Origin of the sequence: Gordonia alkanivorans NBRC 16433 (assembly GCF_000225505.1) — a bacterium.
Lineage (GTDB): Bacteria > Actinomycetota > Actinomycetes > Mycobacteriales > Mycobacteriaceae > Gordonia > Gordonia alkanivorans.
Map to the genome: position 1 here is coordinate 1 of NZ_BACI01000108.1, position 15,386 is coordinate 15,386.

Consider the following 15,386-nt stretch of genomic DNA (forward strand, 5'->3'; position numbering starts at 1 on the left):
CAATGGGGTGACAGCCCCGGTCTCGTCACCACTCAGACCGCGGCCCGGTGACAGCAGGAGATTCTTATTCGACACGCGTCAATATTGACACACGTCGATGCAAGCGGCAAGGCGTCGATTCCGTTTAGCGGGTACGACACGCCCGATGGGCTCCAGCCAAGCCGGCACCCTGGCCTTCGGTTCACACTGCAAGCACTCGACGCTCAGGCGGTGGTAGTTAACGAACCTATCGATCCTGTCGTGCGGCTGGCGATCTCGCAGTGGCATGATGATGCACCCCGCGGAGCGGTCTCGACATTCTGCGCCGAACAATGGATTTCGCGGAAGCCGTTCTACGAGTTGCGTAAACGAGCACGAGCGGATGGGCCGTCGGCGGTCCTGGAACCCCGTACCCGCCGCCCGAAGTCGAGCCCGTCAGCGCTCAATGACGAGGTCAAAGCGCAGGCGGTGGCCGTGCGCGCCGCTCTGGAAGCCTCAGGTCTGGATCACGGGCCGATCAGCGTGCACGACAAGATGCAGTCGATGGGGTTGACTCAGGTGCCCTCAACGGCCTCGCTGGCCCGGATCTTCCGCGAAGCCGGTGTCGCTCGCCGTGAGCCAAAAGAAGAAGCCCCGCTCGGCGTGGCGGAGGTTCGTCTACCCGGCGCCGAATGCGTGCTGGCAACTCGATGGCACCGAGTACGTCCTGACCGGTGGACGCAGGTGCGTCATCCTGCAGCTCATCGACGATCACTCTCGCTACGCCGTGGGCTCACATGTGGCCGCAGGCGAAACGGCTGAGGCTGCGATCGCCGTGTTCGACAAGGCAGTGACCGCCCACGGAGTACCTCAACGACTCCTCACCGACAATGGGCCCGCGCTCAACCCCTCGCGGCGCGGCCGTCTCGGTCAGCTCGTCGAGCACGTCCGCGTGCTCGGGGTGGAAACGATCACCGGCAAGCCCTACAAGCCGACCACGCAGGGAAAGAACGAGCGATTCCATCAGTCGTTGTTCCGGTATCTGGACAAGCAGCCATTGGCTGACACCCTGGCCGAGCTGCAGGCCCAGGTTGATGCGTTCGATCACATCTACAACACCCAACGGCCTCACCAGGGCCTGCCAGGGCGCGTCACACCACTGGCCGCGTGGCAAGCCACACCGAAAGCCCATGCGCCACACCCGATAGCCGGTGGGTCACTGTTCGATCGGCCTAAATCGCGCCCGCGGCCCGCGCCGCGCCCAACCGCCGATCTACCCGAGGGCGTCCTGGTCAGGACTGTCAGCACTTCCGGCACCATCAGCGTGGACTCAGTCACCTACACGGTCGATGTGGACCACGCCTTCGACCAGGTCCTCGTCGTCGCCGACGACAGCGCTATCGTCATCGCGAACACCGATGGAGAGGTCGTAGTCGAACACCTTCGACCCCGCTCCCGGAGTTAGCTACGTCGGCAACCGACAACCCCGCGGCCCACGCCCCACGAAGACCAGACCGTCACCGAAGTCCTGACACATCAACTGTCACCGAAGTCCTGACACAGAACTGTCACCGAAGACCCGATACATCACAGCCGAATTGCGGTCCACTACACCATCCCACCGACAAGATTCCGTCTGCGAAGTCGTGCCAGTCTTGTTGCACGCCAACGGAATAGCGCGTACAGTCGAACGTGTATTCGACAATCGATCCGCGGGGGGTGATCGTCATGACCGATATCGCATCGACCGGTGCGGTCGACGAGTTCCCTGCCGGGATGCCCGAGTTGCTCGACGAACTCGACGCGCTCGTCGACAAGCTGCAGACCACCGGTTTCACCCGCCTGTCCGATACCGAGGTCGACGACGCCGGCATCCGTATAGAACAAGCCATCGCCCGACTCACCTACACCGGCAACCAGCAGATCGTCGAAGCCGACCAGCGCGACCTACCTCGTAAAGCCGGGTACCGCAGCGTCATCGACTACATGAAACACCGGCTGCGCATGGCCTACCCCGGCAGACGCCTCAAACAAACCCGCGCCACCGCCACCTACCCCGACGCCACCACCGGCCAACCCCTCGAACCCGTCCACCCCACCCTCGCGAAAGAGTTCGCCGACGGTCGGGTCGGGTCCGGGCACGTGCATGCGGTGATGGACGTGCTCGACCAGATCCCCCACGCGGTCGACCACGACATCAAGGTCGCCGCCGAACGCACCATGGCCGAACAAGCCGTCAACCTCACCCCCGACCAGATCACCGACGCCGGCGCCCGACTCCTGGGCTACCTCGATCCCGACGGCACCCTCGCCGACGACACCGACCGTCAACGGCGCCGCAACCTGTACCTCAACCGGCAACGCGCCGATGGCACCGCCAAGATGGCCGGCACCCTGACGCCTGAACTGCTGGCACGGGTGTCGATGTTCCTGGCCGTGTGGGCCAAACCGGGGATGAACAACCCCGACGATCCCGAGTCCCCGCACGGCTCGATCGAGGACGCCGATCCCGAAGCCGTCGCGGCCGCGGCCGAACGTGATGACCGCAGCCCCGCCCAGCTCAACCACGACGCCCTCAACGCACTCCTCAAAGCCGTGTTCGAGGACGGCATGCTCGGGAAGAGTCATCGCGGGTTGCCTATGCAGGTGATCGTCAAGGCCGACCTCAACGACCTCGTCCGCGAAGCCGGTTACGCCGTCACCGCCACCGGCACCCAGATTCCCATCCCCGACCTGATCAACCTCGCCGCCGACGCCCAACCCTGGCTGGCGGTGTTCAAAGACGCCACCGCCGTCCCGCTCTACTTCGGCCGCGGCAAACGCCTCGCCACCCGCGAACAGCGCTTGGTGTCCTTCGCCCGGCCCGATGGTGAAAGCTGCTCCAACCCCGACTGCTGTGTACCCGCCGCCCACGTGGAAATGCATCATGCCCACATCGGTTGGGTCGATGGCGGATTCACCGACATCACCAACCTCACCCCCGCCTGCACCCGCCACCACCACATGGTCGGAAACCAGCCCGGACAATTCACCACCCGCATAGTTCGCGACGGCCCCGACGAAGGCCGCGCCACCTGGCAACTCAACACCGCACCCGGCGCACCACCCAACCCCGAACGCATCAACCGAAGACCCGACATACCCCGCCGATTCGCCGACCACCTCAAACAGGTACGCGACGAGATCCACGGACCCGAACCGGAGTCCGGCGATACCCCACGCCTCCAGATGCGCCAGATCATCGACCTACGCAACGCCACTCCTGCCGAACTCGTCGTCGCCTCAGCGCTTCTCGACCACGCGTACGGAGGCTCAGGACGGGAAGGTCACCGGCCCTTCGAGGTTCGTCGCTAACGCTCCTCACACCTCAGGGAGCGGGAACGCACGCACGCCACCACTCCCAAACACCCCCAAGGGAGCGAGGAACGTGGGCGCAGACACTCCCACACACACCTCAGGGAGCGAGAAACCCACGCACGCTATCGCTCCCGCACACAACCCGGGGAGCTGGAACGGGCGCTGGTCAGTTTGTCACCTCGTCCACATCGTCGAGGTCCGCAGACGACGCGCCGGTGATGATGTCGAGAACCTTCGGGTACTCGGGCGCGGTAGAGGTCACCACCGAGCCGTGGTTGCCGCCCGGGAGCAGCACCGCGGTGGCCTCGCCTCCCTGCTTCACCACGGCTTCGACGTAGCGACTCGAGTTGGCCGACGAGACCATGCGGTCGCCGGTGTTGTGCACGGCGACAACCGGCGTCGAGGGATCGATGTTCTGGATCGGATCGACCATTGCGTAGCGCTTCGGCACCTGACGCGGTGTGCCACCGAGGGCGGTCACGATGCGATCGTCGCCATGCGTTGCGGCATAGACCATGTCGAGCGGTCCGGCGAGCGAGACGACGCGTGTCGGCCGGAACACCGGCCTCGCACCGACCTCGTCGTCGTCCAGCTTGTGCCGAGTGCCGCCCCACACGGCGAGCTGCGCGCCCGCACTGTGTCCGACGACGAGCTCATCGTCGGTGGTGATCTGTGGGAACTGCTTGTCCACCACCGAGACGTGGTCGAGCGCACTCGCGACATCCCGGAAGGTCGTCGGCCAGCCGCCACCCGAACCCACCCGTCGGTATTCGACGTTGTAGACCGCCATCCCGCGATCCGCGAGATCCCGCGCGAGCGGCTCGAAGATGTCCGCGCCCAGCGCACTCTGCCACGCACCACCGTGGATCAGGACGACGAGCGGGATCGAATCGACCCGCTGCTCCCCCTCCGGCAGGTACAACTCGGCCCAGTTCTGTTCGCTGTCGGCCTCGCCGGGCGTCGGGTACTCGAACCGGTGAACGGTGACCTCGTCGAGGTACTCCACCGCTGCGGTGGAGGTCGCCGTCTGGGTCTTGACCGGACCCGACGCCGACGGATCGTCGGCAGTGCACGCCGTCAGTCCGAGACCGGCGGCGAGTGCGACGCCCAGAAGTCGAAGTGGGACAGGCGACCAGCCGGATCGCCGGGAATCACGAAGGGTCAACGAAGGCAACAATTCTGTGCCTGCCTTTCCGGCCACGAGGCCATTCCACATTCTGCCGCATAAGGTAAAGCGAAAGTAATGACGGGGGTATCCAATTGGCGATCGGGCGCGGAACGCGGATGATCTCGGCGCCGATCGTCGTGGTTCTGACCGTTCTACTCGCCGGGTGCGCCACCTCGGCGAAGTCGGCTGTGCCCGAGACGATTCCAAATATCAGTACCACACTCTCGCCGGCTCCGCCGTCACCGCCCACACGAGTGGCGTTGAACGTCCCGATGAAGCGACTGGCACCGGGTGAGAAACCGCCCCAATTCATCCTGTTCTCCTTCGACGGCGTCGGGGTGTCGAAGAACTGGGACCTGTTCCTGCGCACCGCCGCCGAATCGGACGCGAGATTCACCGCGCTCATGACCGGGCTCTATTTCCTCACCGACGCCAAGAAGCGGCAGTACCGTGGTCCCGGATACAAACCCGGCGAGGCGGCGATCGGATTCGGCGGATCGAAGAAGGAGGTGATCGAGGAGATCACCTACCTCAACCGCACCTGGTACGACGGCCACGAGATGGGCACCCACTTCGTGGGCCATTTCTGCGCGGGCACAGAGAATCCCGGTAAGTCGTGGACCAGTGCCGAGTGGCGTCACGAGTTGGCTCAGTTCTTCCGGCTCATGACGCAGTGGCGTGAACTCAACGGAATCCGCACCGGACCCGACCTCGCCTTCGGACCCGAAGCGGTGAAAGGCGCTCGGACACAGTGCCTCGAGGGTTCGATGAAAGCGCTCTTCCCTGCGCTGCGCGATTACGACATGCTGTGGGACTCGTCGATGCCGGCGTCGCGACCGGGTGTCTACTGGCCGTCGAAGATCAACGGCATCTGGGAATTCCCTGTCCCCTACGTCTGGTCGCCGGCGCTGAAGCAACGCCAGACAGCGCTCGACTACAACTTCTGGTACAGCGTCAACAAGGCGACGGATCGGCCCGCCGATCGTGCGCGGATCGCGCGGGTCGTCACCAGCACCTACGACTACATGCTGCGCCGGGCCTATGAGGGAAACCGCGCGCCGCTGGTGATCGCCAACCATCTGAACACCTGGAACACCAACGCCTTCAACCCGGCGACCGCCGCCTTCATGCGCCGCGCGTGCACCAAGCCGGAGGTCATCTGCGCCACCCACCAGGACGTCATCGCCTGGATGGAGCTGCAGGACCCCGCCGTCCTGAAGAAGTGGCGGTCGATGGCCCCGGTCGCCGTCGACGCGCATCACTAGCTGTACCGACCCGCCAGGTTGGGTACGCGGTCGGCGGGTGAGTTGCCTCGGAGTGCGGTGTGGCCGCGTTCGTGGTTGTAGTTGTGAAGAACTCGGGGAAGGCTGCGACGCGTTCGGATTCGCTGAGGTAGGGGCGAGCGTGGGCCCATTCCTCCTGGAGGGTTCGGTTGAATCGTTCGACCTTGCCGTTGGTTTGCGGTCGGTACGGTCGGGTCCATTTGTTACCGGGAGTGGTCGTCGACGGCGTGGTGGAGGAACGCGTACCCCAGGTTCGGGCGGCCAGCAACTTTGCGGGTTCGCCCAGGCTCGCGGTGCGCGCTGGAGTTGCGGGTGCCCTGGGCGCGGCCGTGTACGCGATGTCGGCCACCGTCGGGGATTCTCCCTATGTCACGTCGACTCGCCGGACGGCGGAATCACCTGACCGTCAGGGGCACCGGCGTCGTGGACCCACCGGCGCGCACCGTTGCGGTCAGCGGGGTCCAGCCCGTCCAGAGATCCACCGGCACATCGAGCGTCGCGCCCGGCCGGAGGGTGACCGGAGTCCGGGTGACCGCACTCCGGTCGGCGATGGTGTCGCTGCGTTCGACCGCGACCTGGAACTTCTGCGAACGTCCCTCGGTCCGCACGGTCACGCCGACCGGTGAGGTGGCCCCTACCGACACCGACGAGCCCGGGCCGACGGCGAGCTGCGAGGTGTCGACCGAGACCGACCGCAACGAGTCCTCGGTGGCGACCTCGAACACGGCTGTCGTCGGTGCCGACGAACTCACCCGAACCGCGTGACGAACCGGATCGACATCGAGCGCCGATGTCGCACCCGCCGGGACCTCGAGGTCGCCGACCGCCACCGCTCCACCCGCGCTCAGCACGGTCGTGTTGATGTCGGCGGTACGCCCGGCCTCGACACCGTCCACGACGATGCGGAAACGCTTGCCCGCCGGCACGGTGAATCGTGCGGAATTGTCATTGTTGAACAGAATCCGCTGCTCGACACCGGGAATCGGCTTGCCGGACGGATCGGTGACCCGGACGTCCCAGTCCACGTCACCGACACCCTGCGCCGTGCCGTTGGTGTCACTGACCAGCACGACGGTGTCGTCGGTGTGCAGGTCGGGATCCTGGTGACGCTTCAGAACCTGGGCCAGCGGGACCAGCATCATCCTGTTCTTCGGCGAGCCCTGGTACAGCATCGTCGGCTCGGACGGGTTCGTCGCCGTCGAGTAGTACCAGGAGTCGGCGGCGGGATCGACGACCACCATCTTCTCCCGGCCCGGGAAATTGTTGTCATAGACGACGATTCCGTGCTTGCCGCCACCGAGGTCACGGAGCGCGATCGGTGTGATCGCATGCCCGGCGGAATGTTCCTCGTCCGTATAGATGGCGAGGATGTAGTTGTCGTTGCGCGACCATGCGGTACGGAGCTTCGACAGCGCCTGTGGCACCGAGACCTCACGTTCGGCGAGGTCCGTGGGAGGGAAGCCCTGGGTGATGAACATCCGGGCGATCAGTTCGTCCAGCGGCCCCGACGCCGGCATGCTGTAGACGCTCTGTCCTGGCAGCGCCAGCGGGAACTGGCTCAGCCGCTTCGTGTTGTACAGGCCTGCCAGCGCCGCCATGCCGTAGCAATGACCGCCCCTCATCGACGCGTTGAACTCCGCCATCACGAGTTCGGCGACGGTGGTCGGTGAGCAGATGCCGAGCACGATGCGGGCGCATACCTCGTCACCGAACACCGCGCGCATTCCCTCGGTCGTGAGTCCGCGCCGGTGCAGGGCGTCGTTGTCTCCCCAATTCTCGAAGGAGAAGCCGTCGCGTTTCACATCGAACCCGGAGTGGGCGACGACCTTTCCGGCCTGAGGATTCACGACCGGTGCGGCGTCCGCTGTGTCGGCGCCTACGGTCAGGAACGCAGCGGCCGCGGCAACCGCCAGGCCGGCAGCGGAAACACAGAATGACGCGCGAAGGCGAGACCGGGTACTGAGCATGGCAAAACAGTAGCGGACAAATCAGGCATCCTGAGCAGGTCCTGAGAAGAATCCGCATTCTTGCCGGCAGTCTGTCACGGGAATGTCGTTCGCGGGGATCAGCCCCGGCGAGTCAGCGTCCGACGCGCGATGCGGGCGACCGCCTCGTCGATGAGCCGGCCGGCACTGTCGGTCGCGGCTCCCTGCCCGGCGGCATCGAATGCCGCCAGCACGTCGACCGCTGTGTCCACCTCGGACGCGGTCGGTGCGAGACCGGCACGGGCGGGCCGGATCTGGCGCGGGTGGATGCACGCACGACCGAAGAAGCCCAGCCCGGTCAGGCGCCGGGTCTCGGTCTCGAACGACTCCGGATCGTCGATGACCGGCGACGCGGCCGCGAGTGGTGGCCGGATCCGTGCCGCCGCCGACGCGGCCACGACTTGGGAACGTGCCCAGAGCAACTCGTCGCCGACGACCGGCGTCACGCCGAGGTCCGCAGCCAGGTCCACCTCGCCGATCTGCACGAACTCGACGCGGGGGCCGGCGGCGATCGCCGGCGCATTCACCAGACCCGCACCGGTCTCGATCAGCGGTGAGACCGGCGTCCGCGGACGGCCCTCCGCAGCCTCGAGGTCGGTGAGCATCCGGTCCACGCGATCCAGCGTCGCGCGATCATCGCATTTGGGCAGCCAGATGCCGTCGGCCCCACACCGGACCGCCATGGTCAGGTCGTCGAGGAGTTCGGCGCCGGGATTCACCCGTACCCACGTGGGCACCCCGGCCCGGTCGCGCTTCTCCAGCCAGGTCCCCACCGCGATGCGCGCGGAGTCCTTGGCCGCGACCGGTACCGCGTCCTCGAGGTCGAGGACCACGGCGTCGGTACCGGACGTGGTCGCCTTGCCGAACCGTTCGGGCCGGTCGCCCGGTACGTACAGGTAGACGAGCGGCGAACTCATCCGACGGTGACGGTTCCGTTGACCAGCGCCTTGGCGATGACGGTCCGCATGATGTCGTTGGTCCCCTCGCCGATCGACATCAACGGCGCATCGCGGTAGTAGCGCTCGACGTTGAACTCGGTCGAGTAGCCGTAGCCGCCGTGGATACGCATCGCCTCGAGGCTGGCGGTGATCGCGGTCTCCGACGCGAAGTACTTCGCCATTCCGGCCTCCCCGTCGACACGTGCACCCGAATCCGCCTTGGCAGCAGCCCAATACGTCATGAGACGCGCCGCCTGCAGCTGGGTGGCGATGTCGGCGAGCTTGAGCTGGATCGCCTGGAAGTCGGAGATCGGCTTCCCGAAGGCGGTGCGCTCGCGTGAATAGTTGAGCGCCGCGTCGTACGACGCCTGCGCGATGCCGACGCTGCGGCCGGCGATGTTGAGGCGGCCGATCTCCAACCCGGACAGCGCCTGCTGCATACCGCGGCCCTCGACCCCGCCGAGCAGTGTCGACGCCGGTACCCGCACCTCGTCGAGGAAGATCTCGCACGATTCGGTGCCCTTGTAACCGAGCTTGCCGAGGTCTCGCTGCACTTCGAATCCGGGCGTCGTGGTGTCGACGAGCAGGATGCTCATGCCCTTGTGCGCCGGCGAAGCCGACGGATCCGTCTTGACCAGGACGGGGAGCACATTCGCGTGGCGTGCGTTGGTGATCCACGTCTTGGTGCCGCGGATGACGTAGTCATCGCCGTCGCGGGTGGCGGTGGTCTTGATGCCCTGCAGGTCGGTGCCTGCACCCGGTTCGGTCAGTCCGATGCCGGTACGGCATTCACCGGTCGCCAGCCGGGGCAACCACTGTTGCTTCTGCTCCTCGGTGCCGTGCCGCGCGATCATCCAGCACGCCAGGTTGTGACTGCCCAGGATGCCGGCGATACCCATCCAGCCGCGGGCGATCTCCTCGTAGACGAGGGTGAAGGACACCATGTCGAGTTCGAGTCCGCCGTACTCCTCCGGCGTGGTGATCCCGAACAGACCCATGTCCCGCAGCCGCGCGACGATCTCCGTGGGATAGCGGCCCTCGCGTTCCCATTCGTTGGCGACCGGGATGATCTCCTTGTCGACCAGCTGACGGAGCGCCGACCGGAAGTCGCGCTGTTCCTCGGTGAAGCTGAAATCCATTGTGTGATCCTTGATCTGAGAGGTGATCGGAGATGTTAGACCCGGGCCCGGCCGCGGACCGGCAGGTGAAGGTGGGTCAGCTCGCGGAGAGGATGTCGGCCGCGAGCGCCGGGATCTGCCCCACGGACGGTGCGTCGCACAGACCGAGAACGGTCTGGACGAGTGCCTCGGAGGCCTCTCCCCCGCCGGCGTTGCCCCGGAACTTCTCGGCGACCGCGGCATCGTCCATCGGACGGCCGGAAGTGCCTCGGCTGCAGGGAACCTCGCCGACGAGCCGGGTGGCGTCGTCGAGGGTGATGACCGCCCGGCCGGCGGCGTCGGCGGCCGGGCGGGCATCGGGTGCGGGGACGACGTCGACGAGTGCGGCGGTGGCGGCCACCTCGGGTCGGACGATCGAGGCCTCGGCGTAGGTGTCGACGGTGACCGCTCCGTCGTGGACGAGTGCGGCGACGCTCCACGGCAGGTCGAACTTCGCGTCGTAGATGCTGCGGGGACTGCGTGTACCGGTGCCCGGCCCACACACGATGTCCACGCTGTCGGGATGGACGTCGACGCTGATGGCAGTGATACGCGACGCCGACACCTCGGTGCCCGATCGCGCGGCCTCGGCCAGAGCCTGCGCGACCGCATCGAGCGAGGCATGCATGAGTTGACAGCTCGGGTACGGCTTGATGCCGATACCGGCGCTCTCCCAACGAGTTCCGAGATCGGCGACGATCCCGTCGGGATCCACGTCGCGGTCGGCGAGCGCGCGGTACAGCCCGCGCCGGCCCTCCAGCACCGATTCGGGTCCGCTGGCCCCGGCCAGCGCCAGGCGCGCGGCGAGGACGCCGTTGAAACCCGCGTTCCCCGGATGCAGGACCTTGGTGTTGGCCCCGGTGTCGAGGAACTCGAGCAAGCCGCCCGACGACGACGCCGCGATGCCGATCGCATCGGTCAGACGATCGGCGTCGGCGCCGTACAGCAGGCCGGCGGCGACGGCACCGGCGAGCGGGCCGACGACGGCGGTCGCATGGAGGCCGCGCGCGTGGAAGCCGTGTGGTGCGGCCGCGCCCAGTCGACAGGCGATCTCCAGCCCGGCCACCAGCGCGGTCACCGTCTGCGCGCCGGTCGCCCCGACTTCCTCGGCGACGGCCAGGACAGCCGGCGCCACGACCGTCGTCGGATGCACGAGTGCACCGGCATGCGTGTCGTCGAAGTCCAGGGCATGCATCAGCACCCCGTTCGCGAAGGCTGCCGCGGGCGCCGAGATGGCGTCGGAGTCACCGAGCGGATGTGCCTGCGCCGGGCCGCCGAGCCCGCGGGCCACGGACAGTCCGGGTCCGCCCTGGTCGAGCCGGCGGGCTCCGATGGCATTGCCGATGCCGTCGAGCAGGTGTCGCAGCGCTGCCCGCCGGGTGGCCTCGGGAATGTCATCGATGTCGAGGGCCGCGGCCCAGCTCGCGAGGCGGCGGGCGGTCATGGCGTGGCCTGTGCGATCGATCCGAAAGCACCGGCGTCGACCAGCCCGCGGACGTCCTCTGCGCTGTAGCCGAGCAGTTCCATCACCTCGTCGAAGTTCTCGTTGCGACGCGGTGCCCGACGATACTCCGCGGGCTCGTTGCCGAAGCGCACCGGTGAGGTGACCTGACGTACCTCACCCCACACCTCGTGTTCGGTGGTGGCGATGAGCCCGCGCGCCAGGGTGTGTTCCTCGGTCAGCGCCTGTTCGACGTCGTTGATGGGCCCCGTCGGCACACCCGCCTCGGTCAGCAACGACACCCAGTGATCGACCGTCGCCTCGGCGAATCGCTTCTCGAGCAACGGCAGCAGTTCGTCCTTGTGCTCACCACGGGCGGTGAAGTCGGTGAACCGCGGGTCCTCGAGAAGTTCCGGCAGCCCGATCGTCTCGGCCAACCGCACCCAGAACTTCTCCTTGGCGCAACCGACGACGAACCAGCCGTCGGAGGCTTCAAAGGCCTGGAACGGCACCAGAGACGGATGTGCCGAGTTCTTGGTGCGTCCCGGCCGGTATCCGGCGTTGAGGTGCCAGGCGGCCGGGTAGGTGAGCATCGAGATCGCGGTGTCGTAGAGCGAGACGTCGCAGTCGCCGCCGACACCGTCGCGACGGGCGGCGTGCAGGCCGGACATCAGACTGAGCGCCGCGACGTACCCGCCGCAGAAATCGACAAGGGACAGACCGGATTTGGTGGGCGGTCCATCGGGGTCACCCGTCAGGTCCATCCATCCGGCCAGGCCCTGCAGGATGTAGTCGTAGCCGGGCTGCTTCGCGCGCGGACCGGTCATGCCGAACCCCGTCAGGCTGCAGCACACGATGGCCGGGTTGAGGTGCTTGAGGTCGTCGTAGGTGATCTTGATCTTCGCCGGCACATCGCCGCGCAGATTCGAGTACACCGCATCGCTGGTGCGCACCAGATCTTCGAACACCCTGCGCCCGCCGGGGGTTCCGAGGTCGAGCGACAGGCTGCGCTTGTTGCGGTTGAAGGTCTCGAAGAACAGGGAGTCCTCGCCCTTGTTGTAGGGCGGAACGTATCGCCCGACGTCGCCACCGGAGGTCGGCTCCTCGATCTTGAGCACGTCGGCCCCGAGGTCGGCGAGGTGGACGCTGCCGAAGGGGCCGGCGCCGTACTGTTCGACGGCGATGATCCGGACGTCCTCGAGCGGCCTCATGACCGCGCGTCCTCGGTCTGGGCGGCGACGACCTCGGTCAGCGAGGGCGCCTTGACCTCGGGGAAGTAGTTCTGTCCGATACCGCTCTCGCGGGTCGCGACCATGACCGAGCGGTTCCAGGCGACCACGACCTCGCCGTCCTGATTGATCCCGCGGGTGACCATCGACACGATGCCCGCGTAGGGACGAGACTTGGACCGGCGCAGGTCGGTGCAGATGCTCTCGGCGTAGATCGTGTCGCCGACGTACACCGGATGCTGGAGTTTGACGCCGGTGAACTGGAGGTTGGCGACGGCGTTCTGACTCATGTCGATCACCGACAGTCCGAGCACCAGGGCGATGGTCAGCCCCGAGTTCACGATCACCTTGCCGTCGGTGATGGGATTCGTCCGGGCGAGATGTTCGTTGAAGTGGTTCTGGTTGGTGTTCATCGTCAGGCACGTGATCCACGCGTTGTCGGTGTCGGTGATCGTGCGGCCCATCGGGTGCTGGTAGACGTCGCCCACGACGTAGTCCTCGAAGAAACGTCCGAGCGTGGCGGGATGGGTGGTCAATGGTCCTCCTGAGGGGGTGCGGCGTCCCGAAGATGTAGCGCCGTGACGCGGACCACCATAAACATCTGATCTTTTGACCGTCAAGGCCGCGCCGGTCCTGGATGTTTGACGAATTTCGTCTCTAGGGTTGCCGAAACAATCGGAGGTATTGCAAGATGCACTCGAGCGGACTTATGGCTCAGATCACTTCTGTCACCGGCTGATCGCATCGATCCGGCGGCGGCGTGACGGCTTTGGAATAGGAAGCGAGTTTCGATGAAACGAATCGGCGTGGATGTGGGCGGCACGTTCACCGACCTGGTCCTGTGGGACGACGACGGGACGGTGACGGTGCACAAGACGCCGTCGACCAACCACGATCCCTCGATCGGCACGATGGACGGGATCGAGGTGCTCGCCCAGCGCGCAGGCATCGACGTCGCCGACATCGAGATGTTCTTCCACGGGACCACCGTGGCGACCAACATCGTCCTCGAGCACAACGGCAGCGACGTCGGCATGATCACCACCGACGGGTTCCGCGATCTCCTGCACATCGCGCGCAAGAAGCGTCCGCTGAACTACTCCAACTACCAGGATCTGCCCTGGCAGAAGTGGCAGCTGGTGCCGCGCCGCAACCGGCGCACGGTGCCGGAACGCATGGACGCCGCAGGCAACGTGCTGACCCCACTCGACGAGGACGCGGTCCGGCGTGAGGTCGCGCTACTCCGCGAACGCGGGGTCGAGGCGATCGCCGTCGCGTTCCTGCACGCCTACCGGAATCCCACCCATGAGCAGCGGGTCCGGGAGATCATCGCCGAGGAGTACCCCGGCGTGTTCATCTCCCTCTCGAGCGACGTCGCCTCGCAGTACCGCGAGTACGAACGCTTCTCCACCACCGCCCTCAACGCCTTCGTCGGCCCCAAGACCTCCCGCTACATCGAGAACCTGGCCGGGAAGGCCAAGGCCGCACAGGTCGGCGAGGACGTCCACCTGATGACCTCGGCCGGCGGTCTCGTCACGTCGCGGAGCGCGAGCGAGGTCCCGGTATCGCTGCTGACCAGCGGTGTCGTCGCCGGACTTCTCGGCGGCTGCTTCATCGGCAAGGCCTCGGGCTACCCGAGCGTCATCACCCTCGACGTGGGCGGCACCTCGGCCGACATCGGCGTCGCACCGGACGGCAAGCTCCGGATGAAGCACCTGCTCGACACCCGCATCGGTGACTATCACGCGATGGTCCCGATGGCCGAGGTCGACACCATCGGCGCCGGCGGCGGATCGATCGCCAGCATCGACGAGGGCGGCATGTTCCGCGTCGGACCGCGCAGCGCCGGCGCCATGCCGGGACCCGCCTGCTACAACCGCGGCGGCACCGAACCCACCTCCACCGACGCCATGGTGGTCATGGGATGGCTCGGAGCCGACAGCTTCCTGTCCGGAACCATGGAGGTGAAGCCCGAGCTGGCGACCGAGGCGGTCAAGACCCACATCGCCGACAAACTCGGTGCCGATCTCGAACATGCCGCGATGGGCATCTTCCAGATCCTCGCCCACTCGATGACCGAGGCCATCTCCCTGCACTCGGTGCGCAAGGGCTACGACCCGCGTGAGTTCTCGCTGGTCGCCGAGGGTGGTGCCGGGCCGCTGTACGCATGGCAGATCGCCGAGCATCTGGGCATCCCCCGCGTCATCGTCCCCGGCCATCCCGGGATCACCTCGGCGGTCGGCCTGCTGACCACCGACGTGCGGTACGAGGTCCCCACCACGGTCTGGACCTCCTCGGCCGAGCCCGATCTCGAACTGCTTCGACGCGAGATGGACCGACTCGCCGACCAGGCCGTCGCCCAGCTACGCGCCGACGGCATCGCCGACGAGGACATCACCCTCGAGCGCAGCGTCGACTGCCGTTACGTCGGACAGGGTTACGAGCTGCGCGTGCCTGCACCCGCCGGCGAGATCACTGCCGAATGGGTCGAGCAGACCGCGGCCACCTTCCACGAGGTGCACGGTCGCACCTACTCCCAGCGCTTCGACGACAAGCCGGTGCAGCTGGTCAACATCCGGGTGACCGGTGTCGGCGCGGTCGAGCACATCCGCATCTCGGAAATCGAGAAGGGCGACGCCGACGCGTCGGGAGCGATCAAGACCACCACCCAGGCGTTGTTCTGGAAGAACGACTCCGCCGATCCCGAGTGGGTCGACACTCCGATCTACGACCGCGCATTGTTCAAGGCGGGCAACACCTTCGAAGGTCCGGCGATCGTTCAGCAGTTCGATTCGACGACGATCGTCGGCATCGGGCAGAAGGCCACGGTCGACGCCGTCGGTCACATCATCATCGAGAGGAGCGCCTGA

10 protein-coding genes and 2 pseudogenes are annotated in these 15,386 nt (G+C 66.6%); 4 read left to right on the forward strand and 8 right to left on the reverse strand.

Annotation, left to right across the window (positions count from 1 at the left end):
• Positions 1–210: 210 nt before the first annotated feature.
• Positions 211–1,490: pseudogene (locus tag GOALK_RS19505) on the forward strand (integrase core domain-containing protein).
• 196 nt (positions 1,491–1,686) lie between these two features.
• Positions 1,687–3,312: an HNH endonuclease signature motif containing protein gene (locus GOALK_RS19510; RefSeq protein ID WP_006360553.1), complete on the forward strand. Its 1,626-nt coding sequence runs from the start codon at positions 1,687–1,689 to the stop codon at positions 3,310–3,312.
• A gap of 169 nt (positions 3,313–3,481) precedes the next feature.
• Here the strand turns inward: GOALK_RS19510 and GOALK_RS19515 are convergent, their stop codons facing one another.
• Positions 3,482–4,396, reverse strand: a complete 915-nt coding sequence (locus GOALK_RS19515) for an alpha/beta hydrolase family protein (RefSeq protein WP_040004369.1) — start codon at positions 4,394–4,396, stop codon at positions 3,482–3,484.
• A gap of 203 nt (positions 4,397–4,599) precedes the next feature.
• Here GOALK_RS19515 and GOALK_RS19520 point away from each other — a divergent pair, with 203 nt between their 5' ends.
• Complete coding sequence (locus GOALK_RS19520; RefSeq protein ID WP_373278721.1) at positions 4,600–5,748, forward strand: polysaccharide deacetylase family protein; 1,149 nt, start codon at positions 4,600–4,602, stop codon at positions 5,746–5,748.
• On the opposite strand, the pseudogene GOALK_RS24080 reads toward GOALK_RS19520, so the two are convergent.
• From GOALK_RS24080 to GOALK_RS19550, 7 genes and pseudogenes are all read right to left on the reverse strand, one after another.
• Positions 5,745–6,140 (reverse strand): annotated as a pseudogene (locus GOALK_RS24080) (integrase core domain-containing protein); the annotation flags it as partial. The gene GOALK_RS19520 and the pseudogene GOALK_RS24080 sit on opposite strands and share 4 nt — an antisense overlap.
• A gap of 21 nt (positions 6,141–6,161) precedes the next feature.
• Complete coding sequence (locus tag GOALK_RS19525) at positions 6,162–7,733, reverse strand: hypothetical protein (protein ID WP_006360557.1); 1,572 nt, start codon at positions 7,731–7,733, stop codon at positions 6,162–6,164.
• Between the two features lie 98 nt (positions 7,734–7,831).
• Positions 7,832–8,668 carry an HpcH/HpaI aldolase/citrate lyase family protein gene (locus GOALK_RS19530; protein ID WP_006360558.1) on the reverse strand — a complete coding sequence of 279 codons (837 nt, stop codon included), beginning with the start codon at positions 8,666–8,668 and terminating at the stop codon, positions 7,832–7,834.
• Positions 8,665–9,828, reverse strand: a complete 1,164-nt coding sequence (locus GOALK_RS19535) for an acyl-CoA dehydrogenase family protein (RefSeq protein WP_006360559.1) — start codon at positions 9,826–9,828, stop codon at positions 8,665–8,667. The genes GOALK_RS19530 and GOALK_RS19535 overlap by 4 nt, the downstream gene beginning before the upstream one ends.
• Before the next feature lie 76 nt (positions 9,829–9,904).
• Positions 9,905–11,290, reverse strand: a complete 1,386-nt coding sequence (locus GOALK_RS19540; protein ID WP_006360560.1) for an MmgE/PrpD family protein — start codon at positions 11,288–11,290, stop codon at positions 9,905–9,907.
• Positions 11,287–12,498 carry a CaiB/BaiF CoA transferase family protein gene (locus GOALK_RS19545; protein ID WP_006360561.1) on the reverse strand — a complete coding sequence of 404 codons (1,212 nt, stop codon included), beginning with the start codon at positions 12,496–12,498 and terminating at the stop codon, positions 11,287–11,289. Before GOALK_RS19545 ends, GOALK_RS19540 begins: the two co-directional genes overlap by 4 nt.
• Positions 12,495–13,052, reverse strand: coding sequence for a MaoC family dehydratase (locus tag GOALK_RS19550; RefSeq protein WP_006360562.1), 558 nt, complete (start codon positions 13,050–13,052; stop codon positions 12,495–12,497). Before GOALK_RS19550 ends, GOALK_RS19545 begins: the two co-directional genes overlap by 4 nt.
• A 255-nt stretch (positions 13,053–13,307) precedes the next feature.
• On the opposite strand from GOALK_RS19550, the gene GOALK_RS19555 reads away from it, so the two are divergent.
• Positions 13,308–15,386, forward strand: coding sequence for a hydantoinase/oxoprolinase family protein (locus tag GOALK_RS19555; RefSeq protein WP_006360563.1), 2,079 nt, complete (start codon positions 13,308–13,310; stop codon positions 15,384–15,386).